This is a genomic window from Hydrogenophaga sp., from assembly GCF_022844385.1.
Classification (GTDB): Bacteria; Pseudomonadota; Gammaproteobacteria; order Burkholderiales; family Burkholderiaceae_C; genus Hydrogenophaga.
In genome coordinates, this window is sequence record NZ_JALHLX010000027.1 from 1 (window position 1) to 18,263 (window position 18,263).

Genomic DNA, 18,263 nt, shown 5'->3' on the forward strand with positions numbered 1-18,263 from the left:
TTTGTGCCCACCGAGGTGCTGTGCCCTGGCCTCAAGCGCCTGCTCGACGTGCGCCGTGTGGTCGGCCTGCGCAACCCGGCGCACAGCCTGGTCAAGCTCATGAACCCGTGCGTGGGCCAGGCCTTCATCGTCGGCAGCTACACCCACCCCGAATACGCCAGCTCCATGGCCGCCACCTGGGCCCTCACGGGTGCGCACGCCATGCTGCTGCGCGGCACCGAAGGTGAACCGGTGGCCGATGCGCGCCGCACACCGCGCATGGAAATCTTTCAGGACGGCGAACGCACCGAGGTGCAACCGCAGCAAGACGGCCCGCTCGTGCAGGTGCCTTCGCTGCCCAGCGTGGGCGCTGCACACACGGCCGACTACATCCGCGCCGTGCTCAACGATTCGTTACCCATTCCCACGCCGATCGCACTGCAGGTGGAACACATCTTGCGAGCGATCGAGCACCATGATTCCCCAGCCCATGCACACGCCCTCTGAGTTCCTGCCCGGTACCGTTTCGCTCGTGGGCGCCGGCCCGGGTGATCCCGAGTTGCTCACACTCAAGGCCGTCAAGGCCATCAGCGCGGCCACCGTGCTGCTGGTCGACGATCTGGTGAGCGACGCGGTGCTGGCGCATGCAAAACCGGGCGCGCGCATCGTGCACGTGGGCAAACGCGGCGGCTGCAAGAGCACCCCGCAGGCCTTCATTGAAAAGCTCATGGTCATGGCCGCGGGCGAAGGCGAGGTGGTGGTGCGTCTCAAGGGCGGCGACCCGTTCATCTTCGGGCGCGGCGGCGAAGAGGTGGAAGCCTTGCGCGCCGCCGGCATCGAGGTGCAGGTGGTCAACGGCATCACCGCCGGCCTGGCCGGTCTCACCTCGCTGGGCGTGCCGCTCACACACCGCGAGCATGCGCACGGCGTGGTGTTCGTCACCGGCCACGCCAAGCCCGGCGACAGCGGCACCGACTGGCCGGCCCTGGCCGCCACCGCGCGCGACGCCAAGCTCACGCTGGTGATCTACATGGGTGTTAGCGGCTCGCAGCAGATCCAGACCGAGCTGCTCACCGGCCTGCCGGCCCACACGCCGGTGGCCGTGATCCAGCACGCCACGCTGCCCCAACAACGGCACGCGGTCACCACGCTGGGGCAACTGCGCGCCACCATCGAGCATGAAGGGCTGGGCAGTCCGGCGGTGATCGTGGTGGGTGATGTGGTCAGCGGCATCGCCGCTCTTCAGGCACCCCTGCCGCTCGTTCGCACAGCCTGAGCTGGCGCAACAGCGCGCCGCTACACTGCCGCAGCCACGCTCCCGTCGGGGCGCTCCGGAGCCATCTGCATGCTCAAGAAACTCAACCAGTTCACCGAAGGCCACGGCGCGCTGCGCCCGGGCCGTGGCCTCGTCACCGGCGCCATTGCGCTGTCGCTGGCCATCCTGTGTTTCCTCGGCGTGATGGCATTTCACTTTCCGCAGTACCTCACCACACCCCAGCTGCGCCAGCAGTACGACGTGGGCCTCATGCGGCAGTTGCTGTTCGCGGGCATGGTGATCGCTGGTGGTCTGAGCCTGGTGAACGTGTTGTTCAACCGCGCGCGCTGGCTCTCGGCCTTTGCGTTTGCGCTGGTCACGCTCAGCGCACTGCTGGGCGGGCACCAGGTGGAGGTGGACCCGAACTTCCCCGACCACACGCCCTACATCGGCATGGACTGGTTCATCCTCGATCTGCTGGGCTCAGCGCTGATCTTCATCTTCATCGAGAAGCTGTTCGCCCTGCGCAAGGACCAGCCGGTGTTCCGCCCCGAGTGGCAGACCGACTTTCACCACTTCATCGTCAACCACATGGTCATCGGCTTCATGCTGCTGGCCACCAACCTGCTGGTGCACAAGCTCTTTGGCTGGGTGCCGGTGGACGGCGTGCGTGGCTGGATCGCGGCGCTGCCGTTCTGGGCCGCTCTGCCGCTGATCATTCTGGTGGCCGACCTCGCGCAGTACTGGACGCACCGCGCGTACCACGAAGTCCCGCTGCTCTGGCGCCTGCACGCGGTGCACCACAGCACGAAGCACATGGACTGGATGGCCGGCTCGCGCCAGCACATCATCGAGACCATCATCACGCGCACGCTGGTGCTCGGACCCATTTACCTGCTGGGCTTTTCCAAGGAAGTGATCGACGCGTACATCATCGTGGTGGGCTTCCAGGCCGTGTTCAACCACGCCAACGTCAGCGTGCGCCTGGGGCCCCTGCGCTACCTCATCGTCACGCCCAACTTCCACCACTGGCACCACAGCCAGGACGCCGACGCGCTCGACAAGAACTACGCAGCGCACTTCGCCTTTCTCGATCATGTGTTCGGCACCGCCGTCAACAGCAACAAGGTCTGGCCCGAGCACTACGGTGTGCTGGGCGACTACGTTCCCAAAGGCTTTTTGAAGCAGCTCGCGTTCCCCTTCACCTGGAAAGGCTGAGCGCGCCGCCTACACTGCGCGCCATGCAACATTTCGACGCCATCGTCATCGGCGCTGGCGCCGCCGGCCTGTTCTGTGCCGGCATCGCCGGTCAACGCGGCCTGAGCGTGCTCGTGCTCGACCACAGTGAAAAAGTGGCCGAAAAGATCCGCATCTCGGGTGGTGGACGCGCCAACTTCACCAACCGCGACCTCGACCCGCACGCGCCGCACAAGCACTTCATCAGCGCCAACCCCAACTTCTGCCGCTCGGCGCTTTCGCGCTACACGCCGGCCGATTTCATCGGGCTGCTGCAGCGCCACGACATCGCCTTCCACGAAAAGCACAAAGGTCAGCTGTTTTGCGACCGCTCGGCCGAAGACCTGATCCAGATGCTGCTGCGCGAGTGCGAGGCTGGTGGTGTGCAGCGCTGGCAGCCTTGTGGCGTCAAAGCCATTCGGGTGGACGGCGACGGCGTGTATGAGCTCGATACCGACCGAGGCCCGGTGCGCAGCCGCTCCGTGGTGGTGGCCACCGGTGGCCTCTCCATCCCCAAGATCGGGGCGACCGACTTCGGTTACCGCATCGCAAAGCAGTTCGGCCTGCGCCTGGTCGAGCCGCGTCCGGGCCTGGTGCCGCTGACCTTTGATGGTGATGGCTGGGTGCCGTACGCGGGCTTGTCAGGCCTCGCGCTGCCAGTGCGCATCGAAACCGGCGACAAAAAAAGCCGCATGTCGTTCAACGAAGACCTGCTCTTCACCCACCGCGGCCTCTCGGGCCCGGCGGTGCTGCAGATCTCCAGCTACTGGCACGACAACACCCCGATCCGCCTGAACCTGGCGCCTGACGCCGATCTGCCCGCCGCACTCGCCCGCGCCAAGGCCACCTCGCGCAAGCTGATCGCCAACGAACTTGCAAGCCTCGTGCCCAGCCGCCTGGCCGACGCCTGGGCGCAGCAGGACACCGACTGGCAGCGCCCGGTGGCCGAGGCCTCCGACAAGGCCCTGGCCCGGCTGGCAGAACGCCTGTCGCGCTGGGAGATCACCCCCACGGGCACCGAGGGCTACAAAAAAGCCGAAGTGACGCTGGGCGGGGTGGACACGCGCGACCTGTCGTCGCAAACCCTGGAATCGAAGCAGCCCGGGCTGTATTTCATCGGAGAGGTGGTGGATGTGACCGGCTGGCTGGGCGGCTACAACTTCCAGTGGGCCTGGGCGAGTGCGCACGCATGCGCCGTTGCCTTGGGTAGCCAACCGAATTGAAGTGGCTATAATCCAAGGCTTTGCTGGCAAATACCCGTCTGCCAATACTAGTTAACGACGGGACATTTTGCGGATACGACGCTTGGGCCCGATCTTCCCGAACATCCTCTTTCCGCGCATTCTGGACATTTCTCGCCCATGACGACCATCCGTGTAAAAGACAACGAACCCTTTGACGTCGCTCTGCGCCGTTTCAAGCGCACCATCGAAAAGCTCGGTTTGCTGACCGACCTGCGCGCCCGTGAGTTTTACGAAAAGCCCACCGCCGAGCGCAAGCGCAAGAAGGCCGCCGCCGTCAAGCGCCACTACAAGCGTGTGCGCTCGATGCAGCTGCCCAAGAAGCTGTACTGAGTCTGTGCCGCCGGGTTCGCCCGGTTGCCCAAAAGCCCGCTGGAAGACGTTCAGGCGGGCTTTTTTGTTGTCTGAACATTCCCCTCACCGCCCCACAGGAGCCCCACCATGAGCCTCAAGGAACAGATCACCGAAGACATGAAGAACGCCATGCGCGCCAAGGACAGCGAGCGCCTGGGCACCATCCGCCTGCTGACCGCAGCCATGAAGCAGAAGGAAGTGGACGACCGCGTGGAACTCGACGACGCCATGGTGGTGGCCATCGTCGACAAGCTCATCAAGCAGCGCAAGGACAGCATTGAGGCCTTCACCAAGGCCGACCGCATGGACCTGGCCGACAAGGAAAGCGCCGAGCTGAAGGTGCTGCAGGCCTACCTGCCGGCGCGCCTGTCGGCCGAAGAGGTGACCGCCGAAGTCAAGGCCATCGTGGCGGAGCTGGGTGTAGAACTGGGACGTGCGGTGGGCCCGGGCGACATGGGCAAGGTCATGGGCGCGGTGAAAACCCGCCTCGCCGGCAAGGCCGACATGGGCATGGTGTCTGCTGCGGTGAAGGCAGCACTCACCGCTTGAGCTTCCGCGGCTCGAAGACAAGGCTGACGCGATGCTGACGCCACGGCACGCGCGCAGGGAAAACCACGAGCAGCCACCAACGGGAGCCTCCTAAACTCGCGGCAACTTCCGGAGGAGCCCCCTTGTCCCGAACACCATCCCGGCTGGCTGTGCTGGCCAGCCTGCTATGCCTCATCCCGTCGTTGCCGGTGCTGGCCCAGCCGGTCAAACCCGCCGTGGTCCCCATCAAGGTCGGCGTGATCGGCCCGTTCACCGGTCCGTCGTCGGATTTCGGCGTGCCCATGCTCAACGGCATCCAGCTGGCGGCAGAGGAGATCAACGCGGTGGGTGGCTACCTGGGCCGGCCACTTCAGCTCGTCGTCAAGGATGACAAGGGCGACCCGGAGACCGGCCTCAAAGGCTCGCAAGAGCTGGCCGCCGAGGGCGTGATCGCAACCATCGGTTTTTGCAACACGGGCGTGGCCATGAAAGCGCTCGACGTGTTCCAGACCTCGCAGATCCCGCTGATCGTGCCCTGCTCCACCGGCACGCCGGTCACGGGCAAGTTCCCCGGGCCCTCCAGCTACATCTTCCGCACTTCGGCCAAGGATTCGATCCAGGCGCCCTTCGTGGTCGACGACCTGGTCAAGCGGGGCTGGACCAAGGTCGCCATCTTTGCCGACACCACCGGCTATGGCGAAGCCGGCCTCAAAGACGTGGAAGCGGCCCTGGCGAGCAAGAACCTCAAGGCCACGCACGTGGCGCGTTTTCCGCTGGGGGTGAAAGACCTCAAGGAGTCGCTGGCCGCGGCCCGCGACGCCGGTGCCAACGTGGTCTTCAGCTACACCGTGGGACAGGAAAACGCGGTGATTGCCAACGGGCGCCGCGAACTGAAGTGGGACGTGCCGCAGGTGGGTGCCTGGCCTCTGTCGTTCCCCTTCTTCATCCAGGGTGCGCCCCAGGCCGCCGAAGGTTCGCTCATGGCGCAGACTTTCATTGCCGAGCCCAGCAACGAGCGCCGCGCCTCGTTCCTGAGCGCCTACGCCCGCAAGTACAACCAGAAAATGACCGTGCCCATGGCCGCGGCACAGGGCTACGACGCCACCTACCTGCTCACCTACGCGCTCTTCGGCATCCGCAATGGCAAGTTCGACGGCCCGCTTGTCAAGGCCGCGCTGGAGAACATTCCGCGCGTCTACTACGGCGTGGTCGCCACCTATGAACGGCCTTTCACCCTGGAAGACAAGGACGCCATCACGCAGAACATGCTGGTGATGGGCAAGGTCAAGGCGGGCGGCGTGACCTTCGCTTACCCCGAAGACGCACGGCGCAACCTGTTCGTGCAACGCAAGCAGTGAGCTCGGCTACCGCAGGATGAGCGCGGTGCCCAGCACCGCCAGCACCGCACCCAGCCAGGCGCCCGCCGCTGGGCGGCGCCGGTAGACCAGCCAGAGCAGCGGCAGGATCAGGATCGGCGAGACGGACGACAGCACGGCCACCAGGCCAGCCTGCCCAAGCCGCATGGCGGCCAGGATCAGCGTCATGCCCAAGGCCATGGCCACGGCGGCGCTGAGGAAAGTAAGCCACGCATCTTTTCCGCTCAGGGGCACCTTGGCGCGTGCGCCTTGCCATCCGCTGGCGAACAGCAGGGTGTGCGCCAGCAGGGCCATGCTCATGCGCGCCGCGCTGGCCGCCACCGCATCCACCCCGGTCGTCATGAGCGGCTTGAGCATCAGGGTGGCGACCGACTGGCACAAAGCCGCAGCCAGCCCCAGCCCCACCCCGATGATCAAGGGGCCCCGCGTCTGCTCCCAGCCGTGCTGCTCGTCGCTGCGTCGCCCCCAGACGATCGCCAGCATCACGCCGCCCACCAGCAATCCACTGCCAACCAACGCCCGGTCCCAGATCACCTCCCCCAGGAAGAACCAGGCGATCACGGCCGAGAACAAGGCGTGGGTGGCGAAGAGCACACCCGAACGGCGTGGGCCCAGGCGGTTCATGCAGGCGAACAGCACCGTGTCGCCGATGAAGATGCCGATGACGCCCGAGAGGGCCAGCAGGCCAATGGCCGAGGCATCGAGGCTGCGCCAGCCACCACCCATCAAGGCCAGCGCCCACAGGATCAGGCTGGCAAACAGCATGCGCCAGCGGCTGAAGGCGAATGCACCCAAACGCTGCGCCGGGCCCACCGAGAAGAGACTGGAGACCGCCCAGCAGGCTGCCGCGAGCAGCGCCAGCGCCTCCGGGCGCATCAGCTCAGTCGGTGAGCCTTGGGGCCAGCGTTTCGTCGCAGGGCCGCCCCAAGACGAAACAGCCCCCTCGGGGGGCAGCGACCCGCGCAGCGGTGGAGCGTGGGGGCCATCAACTTCCGGCGATCTTCATCTTGTTGACCAAGATGGACCCGACAGTCTTCGCACCGAAGTTGTACGCATCCGCGCCCACCGCTTCGATCCCCTGGAACATGTCCTTCAGGTTGCCGGCAATGGTGATCTCGTGCACCGGGTAGGCGATCTCGCCGTTTTCCACCCAGTAGCCCGAGGCGCCGCGCGAGTAGTCGCCGGTCACGTAGTTCACGCCCTGGCCCATGAGCTCGGTGACCATCAGGCCGCGGCCGAGCTTCTTGAGCATGGCGCGCAAATCGTCGCCAGGTTGGGTCAGGCGGCTGGTGAGCGTGAGGTTGTGCGAACCGCCAGCGTTGCCGGTGGTGCGCATGCCCAGCTTGCGCGCCGAGTAGGTGGACAAAAAGTAGCCCAGCACCTTGCCGCCCGAGACCACCTTGCGCTTGGCGGTGCGCACGCCTTCGTCGTCAAATGGTGAACTGCCCTTGCCGTTGCGCACGTGCGGGTCTTCCACGATGTCGAGGTGTTTGGCCAGCACGCGCTTGCCCAGGCTGTTGGGCAAAAAGGTGGTGTTGCGGTAGAGCGCGCCGCCGCTGGTGGCCTGCACGTAGGCGCCCAGCAGGCCGGCGGCCATGGGCGACTCGAACAGCACCGGGCATTCGGTGGTGGCGATCTTGCGGCCGTTCAGGCGCGCCAGCGTGCGCTCGGCGGCGTAGCGGCCCACGGCCTGCGGCGAGGCCAGGTCTTGCGGCGAGCGCTGCGAGCTGTACCAGTAGTCGCGCTGCATGTTCGCGCCCTTGCCGGCGATGGGAGCCACCGAGAGACTGTGGCGCGAGCTGGCGTAGCCGCCGCTGAAGATGCCGGCGCCCGAGCGCGCGCCCTCGCGCATGTGGGCGGTGAAAAAGTGCGACTGCTGGGCCGACACGCCGGCGCCTTCGCTGTTGTTGATCTTCTTGCTGGTGGCAAAGGCCGCTGCTTCGCATTCCAGCGCGATGCGCATGGCCTCTTCGGAGTTCAGCACCCAGGGGTGGAACAGGTCGAGATCGAGGTAGCTGTCGGCCACGTCAGCCGCATCGGGCAGGCCGGCCATGGGGTCTTCGGCGGTGAAGCGGGCGATATCAAAGGCGGCCTGCACCGTCTGGCGCACGGCGGCGGCGGAGAAGTCGGAGGTGGACGCGTTGCCGCGCTTCTGGCCCAGGTAGACCGTGACGCCGAGCGACTTGTCGCGGTTGCGCTCCACGTTTTCCAGCTCACCTTTGCGGACCGACACGCTCAGGCCGGCGCCTTCGGACACCTCGGCCGCGGCATCGGCCGCACCGAGCTGTTTGGCGTGTGAAAGAGCCAGGTCGACCAGCTCTTCGAACTGGCTGCGGGCGTACTGGAAACCGGGGAGCGGGGCGTTGGCCGAGGCCGGGGGGGTGGGCTGGGCCGGGGTGTGGGGGGCATTTTTCATATCGACGGCTATGATACTGGCCGCCCTACCCGGGCGCTGCATCGCGCGCAGATGCCCATGCTGCACAACGTGCAGCCCTCCCCTTTTGAGACCCCACATGTCCCGCAAACCCACCAAAGGCTATTTCGTCCGCGGCCAGTTCGTCGCCCTGGGCAGCGAGCTGGACCTGGAACTCAAGCGCGAGCTCAAGGGTTCGGACGACATGAGCAAGACCGATCTCAAGAAGTACAGCGACCGACTGCAGCAGATCGGCGAAAGCCTGCTCACGCTGCGCCCGGACCTGATGAAACGGCTCGACCTGTCGGAAAAACTGGTGGACACGGTCAACGACTGCAAGAAGATCACCAACTTCGAAGGTCGCCGCCGCCAGATGCAGTTCATCGGCAAGCTCATGCGCGGCGTGAGCGAAGCGAAGCTGGCCGAAGTGGAAGCCGCGCTGGACGAGCAGAACAAGGGCTCGGTGAAGGGCACGCTGTCATTGCACCTGGCCGAGCAGTGGCGCGACCAGCTGATTGCCAACGACGACGCCCTCACGCGCTGGCTGGAGCAGGCGCCGGACACCGATGTGCAGCAACTGCGTGCGCTCATCCGCCAGGCCCGCAAGGATGCGCAGGCCAACGAGGCGCTGGAGCGCGCAGGCGAAGCCGTGCGCCACGGCAAGGCGTACCGCGAGATCTTCCAGCTGGTCAAGGCCGCGCTGAACCAGGGCTCGGACGAACCCGACGCGCCCGTTGAGGAAGACCCTGCATGAACGAACAAACCCGCCCACCCGAAGACCCGGTGCGCATCGGCATCGTGTCCATCAGCGACCGCGCCAGCACCGGCATGTACGAAGACAAGGGCCTGCCCGCGCTGCAGGAGTGGCTCGCGCGCGCGCTCAAGAACCCCATCACCTTCGAGCCGCGGCTGATCCCCGACGAGGTCGAGCGCATCAGCGCCACGCTGATCGAGCTGGTGGACGCCGGCTGCTCGCTGGTGCTCACCACCGGTGGCACCGGCCCGGCGCTGCGCGACGTGACGCCCGAGGCTACGCTGGCCGTGGCGCACAAGGAGATGCCGGGCTTTGGCGAACAGATGCGCCAGATCAGCCTGACCTTTGTCCCCACCGCCATCCTCTCGCGCCAGGTGGCCGTGATCCGCGACCAGAGCCTGATCCTGAACCTGCCGGGCCAGCCCAAGGCGATCGCCGAAACGCTCGAAGGCCTGAAGAACGCCGACGGCACGCAGAAGGTCAACGGCATTTTCGCCGCCGTGCCCTACTGCATCGACCTGATCGGCGGGCCTTACCTCGAAACGAACGACGAAGTCTGCAAGGCCTTCCGACCCAAATCCGCCGTGCGCCCCGCGCGCTGACATCCTCAAGAGACGCACCATGAAGATCACCAAAGACACCATCGTCACCCTCACCTTCCGTGCCACCGATGCCCAGGGCAAAGTGCTGGAAGACGGCAAGGAGCCGCGTGCGTACCTGCACGGCGGCTACGGCAACACGCTGCCCGGCATCGAGAAGGCGCTGGAAGGCCAGGAGCCGGGCTTCGCCGCCACGCTGGTGCTGCCGCCCGAAGACGCCTTTGGCGTGCGCGACGAGAGCCTGGTGACCACCATGCCCAAGCGCGACTTTCCGCCGGGTGTGAAAGTGGGTGGCCAGCTCGAGGGCAGCGACGACAAGGGCCAGCAACACGTGTTCACCGTGATGAAGATCAAGGGCGACACGGTGCACCTGGACGGCAACCACCCCATGGCCGGGCAGACGCTGAAGTTCGCGGTGAAGGTGGTGGAAGTGAAAGCAGCGAGTGCGGAAGAGATTTCACACGGCCATGCGCACGGCGCGCACGGACATCACCACTGACACGTCACTTGCCGATGAGCTGGTTGAGCTTTTCGGCTTCAAAACACTCTTCGCGCGCCGCGTCCTTGGGCACGCAGTCGCCCTCCCGCGATGACTGCGAGAGTTTCTCGATCGCGCACCACAGCAACGCGATCTGGTGCTCCTGGCTGGCGGTGCTGTCGATCAGGCCGCGCATGGCCTGTGACAGCGGATCGTCTTCCTGCGTGATGCCGTAGGCCTGGAACTTCGGATCGGTCACGTCGGCGCTTTCGCCGGTCTTGCTCGGGATGATGCGCGCCGGAATGCCCACCGCCGTGGCGCCTGCCGGCACCGGCTTGATCACCACCGCGTTGCTGCCGATCTTGGCGCCGTCGCCCACCAGAAAACCACCCAGCACCTTGGCGCCCGCGCTCACCACCACGTCCTTGCCCAGCGTGGGGTGGCGCTTGGTGCCCTTGTAGAGCGAGGTGCCGCCCAGCGTCACACCCTGGTAGATCGTGCATCCGTCGCCGATCTCGGCGGTCTCGCCCACCACCACGCCCATGGCGTGATCGAAGAACACACGTTCACCCACCTTGGCACCAGGATGGATTTCGATGCCGGTGAGAAAACGCGCGATGTGCGAGATGAAACGGCCCAGCCATTTGAAGCCGTGCGTCCAGCACCAGTGCGCCGGGCGGTGAAGCCAGACCGCGTGCAGACCGGGGTAGCAGGTGATGACTTCCCAGGTGCTGCGCGCAGCGGGGTCGCGGTCGAGGACGCACTGGATGTCGGAGCGGAGGCGGGCAAACATGGCGGCAGTCTAGCGCCTGGCCTTGTCGGCCACCTGCAGCATCGCCTTGGCAACACCTCGCAGGATGTGGATTTCTTCTTCGCTGGGCGCAGCGCGGTTGAAAAGCTGGTTCAACCGGGGCATGAGCTTCTTCGGCGCGGCCGGGTCGAGGAAGTCCACCGCCACCAGCGCCTGCTCCAGGTGCGTCAGCATGCCGCCGATGGCCTGCGCGTCGGCTTGCTGGCGCGGTGGCGCAGCGGGTGGCGGAGCGAAGCCGCCGAGTGCCTCGCGCCAGTCGTAGGCGATCAGCTGCACTGCCGCCGCGAGGTTGAGCGAGCCGAAATCGGGCGCGGTGGGAATGCTGAGCGCCACGTGGCAGCGGTACACGTCTTCGTTGCGCATGCCGAAGCGCTCCGAGCCAAACAGGAAGGCCACGCCTTCGGGTGGCTCGGGCGTGGCGAGCAGGGTCTGGAAGTGTTCACGGGGCGCCAGCGTGGGCGGGCCGAAGTCGCGCGGTGTCATGGCGGTGGCGCACAGGTGGGTCATGCCATCCAGCGCTTCGTCCAGCGTGTCGACGACGCGCGTCTTGGCCAGCACGTCGTTGGCGCCGCTGGCGCGCTGGATGGTTTCTTCGCGGCGCAGCACGTTGGCCCAGCGCGGCTGCACCAGCACGAGGTCGTCAAAACCCATCACCTTCAGGGCACGGGCCACGCCGCCCACATTGCCGGCATGGCTGGTCTGGATCAATACAAAACGGGTGCGCATGCTGAGGGGGATAGGTGGCGGTAAAATCTCGCACATTGTCGCCGCCCCGCATCGCCGGGGCGCATCCAGCTGCTCTTCCACTGCTGCGCGCCGCTCCCGTGTCGCGCCGAGGTTCACAATTCATGTCGTCCACGCTCCACCCCATGCTCAACGTGGCCATCAAGGCCGCTCGCCTTGCCGGCACCATCATCAACCGCGCCGCACTGGATGTGGAATCGGTCCGCGTTTCGGTCAAACAGACCAACGACTTCGTGACCGAAGTTGATCAGGCCGCCGAGGCCGCGATCATCGACACCTTGCTCACCGCCTACCCCGATCACGCGATCTGGGCGGAAGAGTCGGGCAAGCGCGAAGGACGGCATGGCGGCGCAGACCACGTCTGGATCATCGACCCGCTGGACGGCACCACCAACTTCATTCACGGCTTTCCGGTGTACTGCGTGAGCATCGCGCTCATGGTGGGCAACAAGCTCGAACAAGCCGTGATCTACGACCCGACCCGCAACGACCTCTTCTGCGCCACGCGCGGGCGCGGCGCGTACATGAACGACCGCCGCATCCGCGTGGCCAAGCGCATCGCGTTGCGCGATTGCCTCATGTCCACCGGCTTTCCGTTCCGCCCGGGCGACGCTTTCCAGACCTACCTGCAGATGCTCGGCGACGTGATGCCTCGCGTGGCCGGCGTGCGCCGCCCCGGTTCGGCCGCGCTCGACCTGGCTTATGTAGCCGCCGGTTTCACCGACGGCTTCTTTGAAATGGGACTCTCACCCTGGGACGTGGCCGCGGGTGCGCTGCTGGTCACCGAAGCCGGTGGCCTGATCGGCAACTTCACCGGCGAAGCCGACTTCCTGGAACAGAAGGAATGCATGGCCGCCAACCCCAAGATCTACGGCCAGCTGGTCGGTGTGACTGCCAAGTACAGCAAGTTCGCCAGCGCGGGCGACAAGGCGGCGGTGCGCCAGGCCCGCACGATCGGCGCGCCTGCGGCCGAAGCACCTGCTGCCGAAGCGCCGGCAGCCCAGGCTGACAGCACCAGCCAGGGCGACGCGCCCTTCTGACGCTCAGGCCCGCGGCACGCGAAACCAGAAACAGGCGCCTTGCCCCGGCGCCGATTCGGCCCAGATGCTGCCACCGTGGCGCTCGATGATGCGCGCCACGATGGCCAGACCCACCCCCATGCCCGGCACGTCGGTGCCGGCATGCAGGCGCTGGAACAGACCGAACAGCTTGTGGGCGCGCGCCATGTCGAAACCCATGCCGTTGTCGCGCACGAAATAGGCGCTGGCGTCGGCGTCAAAACCCACCACCACCATGGGCTCGCTCTGGTGGCGTGAGTATTTCAAGGCGTTGTCCAGCAGGTTGCTGAGCACCTGGCGCAACAGCGTGGCGTCACCCAGCGCATCGGGCAGCTCACCCACCTCGATGCGCGCTTCGGGCACCTGCGGCGACAGGGAATCCGCCACCGCGCTGGCCAGGTCGGCCATGCAGACCGGCCGCGCATCCAGCTCGACCTGCACCACGCGGAGCAGCTCCAGCATGTCGGTGATCATCTGGCCCATGTTGCGCGAGGAGCGCGCGATGCGCTCGAACATCTGGCGCCCACTCTCGCTGAGCCGCTCGCCCTCCTCTTCGGCAATCACCTGTGCAAAACCATTCACCGAGCGCAGCGGCGCACGCAGGTCGTGTGCGATCGAATACGAGATCGCCTCCATGTCCCGCATGGTTCGCTCCAGCTCGGCCGTGCGCTCGCGCACCCGCTGCTCCAGGCTGGCGTTGAGGGCATGGATCTGCTCCTGCGCGGCCACACGCTCGCTGATGTCCAGATGCGTGCCCGACATGTAAAGCGCGCGGTCGTCACTGTCGCGCTGGTGCACCCGGCCCCGGGTGTTGATCCAGACCCAGTGACCGTCCTTGTGCTTCAGGCGCAGGTCGCAGTCGTAGAACGGCAACTCGCCCTTCATGTGGCGGTCGCGCGCCGCATCGGCCTTGACCAGGTCATCGGGGTGTACGCGGGATTCCCAGGTGTCGTAGGTGACGGGGGTCAATTCGGCCAGGGTGTGGCCCACCATCTCGGCCCAGCGTTCGTTGATGGTGAGGGTCCGCTCGGTGAGGTTGGTCTCCCAGATGCCTGGGCGTGTGGCGTCCAGCACCCAGGCCAGGCGCTGGCGCTCTTCCCGCAGGGCCTCCTGCGTGGAGATGTAGGAGGTCACATCGGTGAAGGTGCGCACCACCCCGCCGTCCGGCAGCTGGCGAGACCGGATCTCCAGCGTGCGCCCATCCCTGGTCTTTCGCCAGTAGTGGTCGGGCAAGGAGACCGGAGCCGTCTGGTTTTCCAGATAGCGTCTCGCCGCGGGGTCGATCCATTGCAGCTGGTCGCCAAAATCACCCCGCTCGCGCTGAAACTTCACCATGTCCTCGTGCGTGGGTCGTCTGGCCATCAGCTCGTCGGGCAGGTCCAGCAGCTCCAGCGTGCGGCGGTTGTAGAACAGGATCTGCCCGTCGGCCGACACCTTGGTCAGGCCCTGGCTGATGCTGTCCAGCGTGGCCTGCAAAGCCGCGCTCTTCTCGGCCAGCAAGGCACTCGTGGCCTCCAGCTGGCTGCGGGTGCGCTTGCGTTCCTGCAGGTTGCGCCAGGCCAGCACCAGCTGTCGCACCGCGCCCAGCAGCGGCTGGAGGAATTCGATGTCGGCCTCGCTGTAGCCCTCGGGCTGGTTGGCCAGCCCCACCATGGCCACGAGCCGATCCCCCACCGCCAGCGGAATGCCGAGGAAAGCGTCCATGGGCGGTTGGCCATTGGGCATGCCGGCGGCCCTCGGATCGCTGCGCGGATCGTTGGCAATCACCGGCAAGCCGGTCGACATCGCATGGCCGAACAAGGTCTTGAGGTTGCTGAAGGTCATGCCCGCATCGAGCTGGTCGGTGTACATGCGCCGCGATGCTTCGTCCCACGAGATGTCGGTAACGGCGTGTGTGCGCAGGTAGGGCTTGTCGTTGACGTCGTACAGCACCTCGCCGACGAAGCCATAGCCGCTGGTTGTGAGCTGGATGAACGCGTCCAGCAGACCCTGGAATGCGCCACGCTTGTCTTCGGTTTCGATGAATTCCGCCTGCGCGCGGCGCACCGCTTCCAGCATCTGCTGCTGCCGCTCGACGCGCTGAGCCGCCAGCCGGGCGTCGGTCACGTCTGACGTGAAACCGTGCCAGATCACCGAGCCGTCGGACTCGCGCTGGGGCACCGCCTCCACCCGGTACCAGCGCAGGCCACGCTCGGGCAGGTTCACGCGGTAGGTCTGGCGCCAGTAGCTCAGCTCGCGCGCGGAGACGGCCAGCGAGGCAATGACATCGGCGCGGTCGTCGGCGTGCACGCGCTGGAACAGGATGCGCGCGTCACTCTGCAAATCCCCGGGCTCCACGCCCAGCATGTCGCGCGCCGCGTCGTTCACATACAGGATGGTGCTCCTGCCCTCGGGCGAAAGCTTCGCCTGGAACATCATGCCGGGCACGCGCTGGGCAATGTTCTGCAGCAGATCGAGCTGCCGGGCGAGTTGTTCGGCGGCCTGGCGCTCGGCCGTGATGTCCTGCACCACACCAAAGTCGGTCTGTGGATTGCCCGCCACCGAGGTCTGGCTCAGGCGGGAGCGAAACCAGCGCTGCTCGCCGTCGGGACGCAACCACCGGAACTCAACCTCCCGGCTGTCCAGCGCGGCGCGGGCTTCGAGCCAGGCCGGCATGTCGTCGGGGTGGATACCGCCACGTCCGACGGCGCGCGGTATCGGGTGTTGGTAGGCCACACCCGCGATCTCGTACAGGCCCGGTGACCACTGCACATGCTCCTCGCTCTGCGCGTTCGTCCAGTGCCCCACCCGGGCCAGCTTCTCGATCGCAACGTGCAGCTCCACGCGCTGCTGCAATTCCACGTTGGCCCGTTTCAGCGCTTCGTTCGACTGGGCAAGGGCCGCCTCGGCCTCCTCTTCACGCGTGGTTTCGGTGAAATAGACCAGCAACAGTTTCTCGGGCTTGGCTTCCAGCGCGGTGGCGTGCATGCGCACCCGGTGCGCCTGGCCACCCTTGAGGTGAAGCACCTGCACTTCGTCGGGGCCGGGCAGGTCGCGCAGAAACCGGTTCCGATCCGCTTCGCCCCGCCAGTGCCCCAGTTCCACCGTGGTGCGGCCGATGGCTTCTTCGCGCGACACGCCCGTGATCTTCACCCAGGCCTCGTTGACGGAGAGCAGACAACCATCGCTCCACCGGGACACCGAGGCCGGTAGCGGCGCAGCCATGAAGATGGCTTCGAAAGGCAGGAGGGAAGCCTCCGCCCCTGCCGGCGCCGAGGCAGGCGGTGGGAGGACCGGCTCGCGGGAAGCGGGATCTGGTGCAGCTTCGGTCATGCGTGCTTTTGTATGGGTCGACGGTTACCGGTGTCCGCACAATGGCTGGGCGACTTCTGACGGCCTGCCCTAATGTACGCGCGTGCACGGCAGGCGGGCAGCATCCCGTCCCAACCACCCGGCCATCTACAATCCGCCCCCCGATTCCTCCCCGCACCCCGATCCCATGCACATCACCGTCAACCCGGACCTCAAAGCCTACATCGACCCCCTGACCCCGGACGAATACGACGCGCTGGAGCGCAGCATCCTCAGCGAAGGTTGCCGCGACGCGCTGGTGCTTTGGGGCGACGTGCTGGTGGACGGACACAACCGCCACGGCATCTGCCAGAAACACGGCGTGCCGTTTCAGACCGTGCAGAACACGCATTTCCAGTCGATGGAAGACGTGCACCTGTGGATGATCGACCAGCACCTGGGCCGGCGCAGCGTGTCCGACTTCCAGCGCGGTGTGCTGGCCTTGCGCAAGCGCGAGATCCTGGCCGGGCGGCGCTCGCGCTTTCTGGCGTCCACCCCCTCACCCGACGACCTGCCACCCGACGAGGTGATGCCCACCCCGGCCCCGGACGCGCACGTCGCACCGCCCACCCGACCACTGCACAGCCGCGAAGACATTGCCAAGGCGGCACGACTGAGCAGCAGCCAGGTGGTGCAGATCGAAAAAATCCAGAAACAGGCGGCGCCCGAGCTGGTGCAAGCCCTGAAGGCCGGTGCCATTTCGCTCAACGCCGCCGCCGCGGTGGCCAGCCTGCCGGCCGACGAGCAAGTGGCCGCCGCGCTCGCCGGCAAGGACGAACTCAAACTGGCCGCCAAACGGGCACGCGATGCCCGCCGCAAGCCGCCCGAGGCCAGTGACGACACACCGGCCACGTCACCGTCCGATGAACTGGCAACCCTGCGCGTGAAGGTGGGCGAACTGGAAGCCGACAACGCCGCGCTGCGCGACGAGGTGGCTGCGCTGCGCTCGCAACTGGAAGCGCAGTCCGCCTGAGCTGTGGCGCGAGCGCCTCGTGCCAGAATCATCCGCCAGCATTCGCGCCGCACCCTTCCGACAGCACTCCATGAAACTGCCCCACAAGCTCACCGGCATCGCATTTGCCGCCTACATGGCAGGCATCATTGCCTTCGTGGTGAGCGCTGCCTTGGTTGCCATCAACTCGGGCCTGGGTGCGGGCTACCTGGCGCGCGTTCTGCAAGGCTACGCAGTGGCCTTCCCGGTCGCCTTCACCTGCGTGGTGATCTTCCGGCCCGTGGTTCTTTTTCTGGTGAAGAAAACGGTGCACCCGCCGCCCTCGGCCTGAGCCCGTTTCACGGCGTTGTGGGCACCACGCGCAGCACCCGACCGTTGACGCTGTCGGTCAGCAGGTAGATCGCACCGTCGGGCCCGGCCCGCACGTCGCGGATGCGCTCGCCGAGTTCCTGAAACAGGATCTCCTGAGGTCCGGGCACACCGCCAGGCAAGGGAACACGCCGAACGCTGCGCTCTTTCAGCGCCGCCACGAACAGGCTGCCCCGCCAGGCCGGAAACAGTGGGCCGTCGTACCAGGTCAGGCCGGCCGGTGCGATCGACGGGGTCCACTCCACCAGCGCCGGCTGGATGCCCGGCAGGCTGCGGTACGGCGTGATGCGGGCGTAGGTGTAGTCGATGCCGCCCGTGGTCAGGGGCCAGCCGTAGTTGGCCCCAGGCTCGATGCGGTTCAACTCGTCGCCGCCGCGCGCGCCATGCTCGTGGGCATAAGGCACGCCGTCCACCACCACCATGCCCTGCGGGTTGCGGTGGCCGATGCTGTAGATCTCGGGCCGGGCATTCGGGCGCTGAAGAAACGGGTTGTCGCCGGGCACACTGCCGTCGGGCTGGATGCGCAGCAACTTGCCCAGGTGGGTGTGCAGCCGTTGCGCATCGGTGCGATCGAGGTTGCCGTCACCCATGCCCAGCAACAAGCTGCCGTCGGCCAGCCAGGCCATGCGGCCACCGAAATGTTGTGTCTCGGTCTTGGCCGGCTGCGACGTGAAGATGGGTTGCACGTCCAGCAACTGGCGGCCGTCAAAGCGGGCGCGCACCACACGCAGGTGGTTGGCCTCGGTCTGTCCATGGGCAAAAGACAGCAACACCCGGCCATTGACC

General features: G+C 66.5%; 18 protein-coding genes and 1 pseudogene. 13 read left to right on the forward strand and 6 right to left on the reverse strand.

Annotated features, from left to right (window positions below; genetic code table 11):
* The 7 genes and pseudogenes from Q0C59_RS07495 to Q0C59_RS07525 form a co-directional block, all read left to right on the forward strand.
* Positions 1–486: pseudogene (locus Q0C59_RS07495) on the forward strand (DNA-binding protein YbiB); the annotation flags it as partial.
* Positions 470–1,255 (forward strand): uroporphyrinogen-III C-methyltransferase, encoded by a 786-nt coding sequence (gene cobA / locus Q0C59_RS07500; protein WP_291213704.1) that lies wholly within the window; start codon positions 470–472, stop codon positions 1,253–1,255. The pseudogene Q0C59_RS07495 and the gene cobA, both read left to right, overlap by 17 nt.
* 69 nt (positions 1,256–1,324) lie before the next feature.
* Positions 1,325–2,452: a sterol desaturase family protein gene (locus Q0C59_RS07505; RefSeq protein WP_291213707.1), complete on the forward strand. Its 1,128-nt coding sequence runs from the start codon at positions 1,325–1,327 to the stop codon at positions 2,450–2,452.
* A 23-nt stretch (positions 2,453–2,475) separates the two neighbouring features.
* Positions 2,476–3,693 (forward strand): NAD(P)/FAD-dependent oxidoreductase, encoded by a 1,218-nt coding sequence (locus tag Q0C59_RS07510; RefSeq protein WP_291213709.1) that lies wholly within the window; start codon positions 2,476–2,478, stop codon positions 3,691–3,693.
* Positions 3,694–3,831: 138 nt separating this feature from the next.
* Positions 3,832–4,044 carry a 30S ribosomal protein S21 gene (gene rpsU / locus Q0C59_RS07515; protein WP_056273869.1) on the forward strand — a complete coding sequence of 71 codons (213 nt, stop codon included), beginning with the start codon at positions 3,832–3,834 and terminating at the stop codon, positions 4,042–4,044.
* Between the two features lie 108 nt (positions 4,045–4,152).
* Entirely contained in the window at positions 4,153–4,614 is a 462-nt protein-coding gene (locus Q0C59_RS07520) for a GatB/YqeY domain-containing protein (protein ID WP_291213711.1), read from the forward strand.
* 122 nt (positions 4,615–4,736) lie between these two features.
* Entirely contained in the window at positions 4,737–5,951 is a 1,215-nt protein-coding gene (locus Q0C59_RS07525) for an ABC transporter substrate-binding protein (RefSeq protein ID WP_370654275.1), read from the forward strand.
* 6 nt (positions 5,952–5,957) lie between these two features.
* Here the strand turns inward: Q0C59_RS07525 and Q0C59_RS07530 are convergent, their stop codons facing one another.
* The gene (locus Q0C59_RS07530) at positions 5,958–6,845 is read right to left on the reverse strand and encodes a DMT family transporter (RefSeq protein ID WP_291213713.1); all 888 of its coding nucleotides are present in this window, start codon (positions 6,843–6,845) and stop codon (positions 5,958–5,960) included.
* 109 nt (positions 6,846–6,954) lie between these two features.
* The gene (gene pmbA, locus Q0C59_RS07535; protein WP_291213715.1) at positions 6,955–8,385 is read right to left on the reverse strand and encodes a metalloprotease PmbA; all 1,431 of its coding nucleotides are present in this window, start codon (positions 8,383–8,385) and stop codon (positions 6,955–6,957) included.
* 97 nt (positions 8,386–8,482) lie between these two features.
* On the opposite strand from pmbA, the gene yjgA reads away from it, so the two are divergent.
* The 3 genes from yjgA to Q0C59_RS07550 are packed head-to-tail and all read left to right on the forward strand — an operon-like array spanning position 8,483 to position 10,234.
* Complete coding sequence (gene yjgA, locus Q0C59_RS07540) at positions 8,483–9,136, forward strand: ribosome biogenesis factor YjgA (RefSeq protein WP_291213717.1); 654 nt, start codon at positions 8,483–8,485, stop codon at positions 9,134–9,136.
* Positions 9,133–9,738: a molybdopterin adenylyltransferase gene (mog, locus tag Q0C59_RS07545; protein ID WP_291213719.1), complete on the forward strand. Its 606-nt coding sequence runs from the start codon at positions 9,133–9,135 to the stop codon at positions 9,736–9,738. The genes yjgA and mog overlap by 4 nt, the downstream gene beginning before the upstream one ends.
* A gap of 19 nt (positions 9,739–9,757) precedes the next feature.
* Complete coding sequence (locus tag Q0C59_RS07550; protein WP_291213721.1) at positions 9,758–10,234, forward strand: peptidylprolyl isomerase; 477 nt, start codon at positions 9,758–9,760, stop codon at positions 10,232–10,234.
* Between the two features lie 4 nt (positions 10,235–10,238).
* On the opposite strand, the gene cysE is transcribed toward Q0C59_RS07550, so the two are convergent.
* The gene (gene cysE, locus Q0C59_RS07555) at positions 10,239–11,006 is read right to left on the reverse strand and encodes a serine O-acetyltransferase (RefSeq protein WP_291213723.1); all 768 of its coding nucleotides are present in this window, start codon (positions 11,004–11,006) and stop codon (positions 10,239–10,241) included.
* A 9-nt stretch (positions 11,007–11,015) separates the two neighbouring features.
* Positions 11,016–11,750 (reverse strand): RNA methyltransferase, encoded by a 735-nt coding sequence (locus Q0C59_RS07560; protein ID WP_291213725.1) that lies wholly within the window; start codon positions 11,748–11,750, stop codon positions 11,016–11,018.
* Between the two features lie 122 nt (positions 11,751–11,872).
* Here Q0C59_RS07560 and Q0C59_RS07565 point away from each other — a divergent pair, with 122 nt between their 5' ends.
* Positions 11,873–12,808 (forward strand): inositol monophosphatase family protein, encoded by a 936-nt coding sequence (locus Q0C59_RS07565; RefSeq protein ID WP_291213727.1) that lies wholly within the window; start codon positions 11,873–11,875, stop codon positions 12,806–12,808.
* A 3-nt stretch (positions 12,809–12,811) separates the two neighbouring features.
* Here Q0C59_RS07565 and Q0C59_RS07570 read toward each other — a convergent pair whose 3' ends face one another.
* Positions 12,812–16,030: a PAS domain-containing protein gene (locus Q0C59_RS07570; protein WP_291213729.1), complete on the reverse strand. Its 3,219-nt coding sequence runs from the start codon at positions 16,028–16,030 to the stop codon at positions 12,812–12,814.
* A 274-nt stretch (positions 16,031–16,304) separates the two neighbouring features.
* Here Q0C59_RS07570 and Q0C59_RS07575 point away from each other — a divergent pair, with 274 nt between their 5' ends.
* Both Q0C59_RS07575 and Q0C59_RS07580 read left to right on the forward strand, forming a co-directional pair.
* On the forward strand, positions 16,305–17,129 hold the full coding sequence (locus tag Q0C59_RS07575) for a plasmid replication/partition related protein (RefSeq protein WP_291213731.1): 825 nt from the start codon (positions 16,305–16,307) through the stop codon (positions 17,127–17,129).
* 70 nt (positions 17,130–17,199) lie between these two features.
* Complete coding sequence (locus Q0C59_RS07580; protein WP_291213733.1) at positions 17,200–17,439, forward strand: DUF2798 domain-containing protein; 240 nt, start codon at positions 17,200–17,202, stop codon at positions 17,437–17,439.
* A 7-nt stretch (positions 17,440–17,446) separates the two neighbouring features.
* On the opposite strand, the gene Q0C59_RS07585 is transcribed toward Q0C59_RS07580, so the two are convergent.
* The coding region (locus Q0C59_RS07585; RefSeq protein WP_291213735.1) for a PQQ-dependent sugar dehydrogenase at positions 17,447–18,263 on the reverse strand (817 nt) is incomplete at its 5' end.

Bases quoted from the DNA above. Each gene is read 5' to 3' on its own strand.
- cobA (WP_291213704.1), top strand. From the start codon at position 470: ATGCACACGCCCTCTGAGTTCCTGCCCGGTACCGTTTCGCTCGTGGGC.
- Q0C59_RS07505 (WP_291213707.1), top strand. From the start codon at position 1,325: ATGCTCAAGAAACTCAACCAGTTCACCGAAGGCCACGGCGCGCTGCGC.
- Q0C59_RS07510 (WP_291213709.1), top strand. From the start codon at position 2,476: ATGCAACATTTCGACGCCATCGTCATCGGCGCTGGCGCCGCCGGCCTG.
- rpsU (WP_056273869.1), top strand. From the start codon at position 3,832: ATGACGACCATCCGTGTAAAAGACAACGAACCCTTTGACGTCGCTCTG.
- Q0C59_RS07520 (WP_291213711.1), top strand. From the start codon at position 4,153: ATGAGCCTCAAGGAACAGATCACCGAAGACATGAAGAACGCCATGCGC.
- Q0C59_RS07530 (WP_291213713.1), bottom strand. From the start codon at position 6,845: ATGCGCCCGGAGGCGCTGGCGCTGCTCGCGGCAGCCTGCTGGGCGGTC.
- pmbA (WP_291213715.1), bottom strand. From the start codon at position 8,385: ATGAAAAATGCCCCCCACACCCCGGCCCAGCCCACCCCCCCGGCCTCG.
- yjgA (WP_291213717.1), top strand. From the start codon at position 8,483: ATGTCCCGCAAACCCACCAAAGGCTATTTCGTCCGCGGCCAGTTCGTC.
- mog (WP_291213719.1), top strand. From the start codon at position 9,133: ATGAACGAACAAACCCGCCCACCCGAAGACCCGGTGCGCATCGGCATC.
- Q0C59_RS07550 (WP_291213721.1), top strand. From the start codon at position 9,758: ATGAAGATCACCAAAGACACCATCGTCACCCTCACCTTCCGTGCCACC.
- cysE (WP_291213723.1), bottom strand. From the start codon at position 11,006: ATGTTTGCCCGCCTCCGCTCCGACATCCAGTGCGTCCTCGACCGCGAC.
- Q0C59_RS07560 (WP_291213725.1), bottom strand. From the start codon at position 11,750: ATGCGCACCCGTTTTGTATTGATCCAGACCAGCCATGCCGGCAATGTG.
- Q0C59_RS07565 (WP_291213727.1), top strand. From the start codon at position 11,873: ATGTCGTCCACGCTCCACCCCATGCTCAACGTGGCCATCAAGGCCGCT.
- Q0C59_RS07570 (WP_291213729.1), bottom strand. From the start codon at position 16,030: ATGGCTGCGCCGCTACCGGCCTCGGTGTCCCGGTGGAGCGATGGTTGT.
- Q0C59_RS07575 (WP_291213731.1), top strand. From the start codon at position 16,305: ATGCACATCACCGTCAACCCGGACCTCAAAGCCTACATCGACCCCCTG.
- Q0C59_RS07580 (WP_291213733.1), top strand. From the start codon at position 17,200: ATGAAACTGCCCCACAAGCTCACCGGCATCGCATTTGCCGCCTACATG.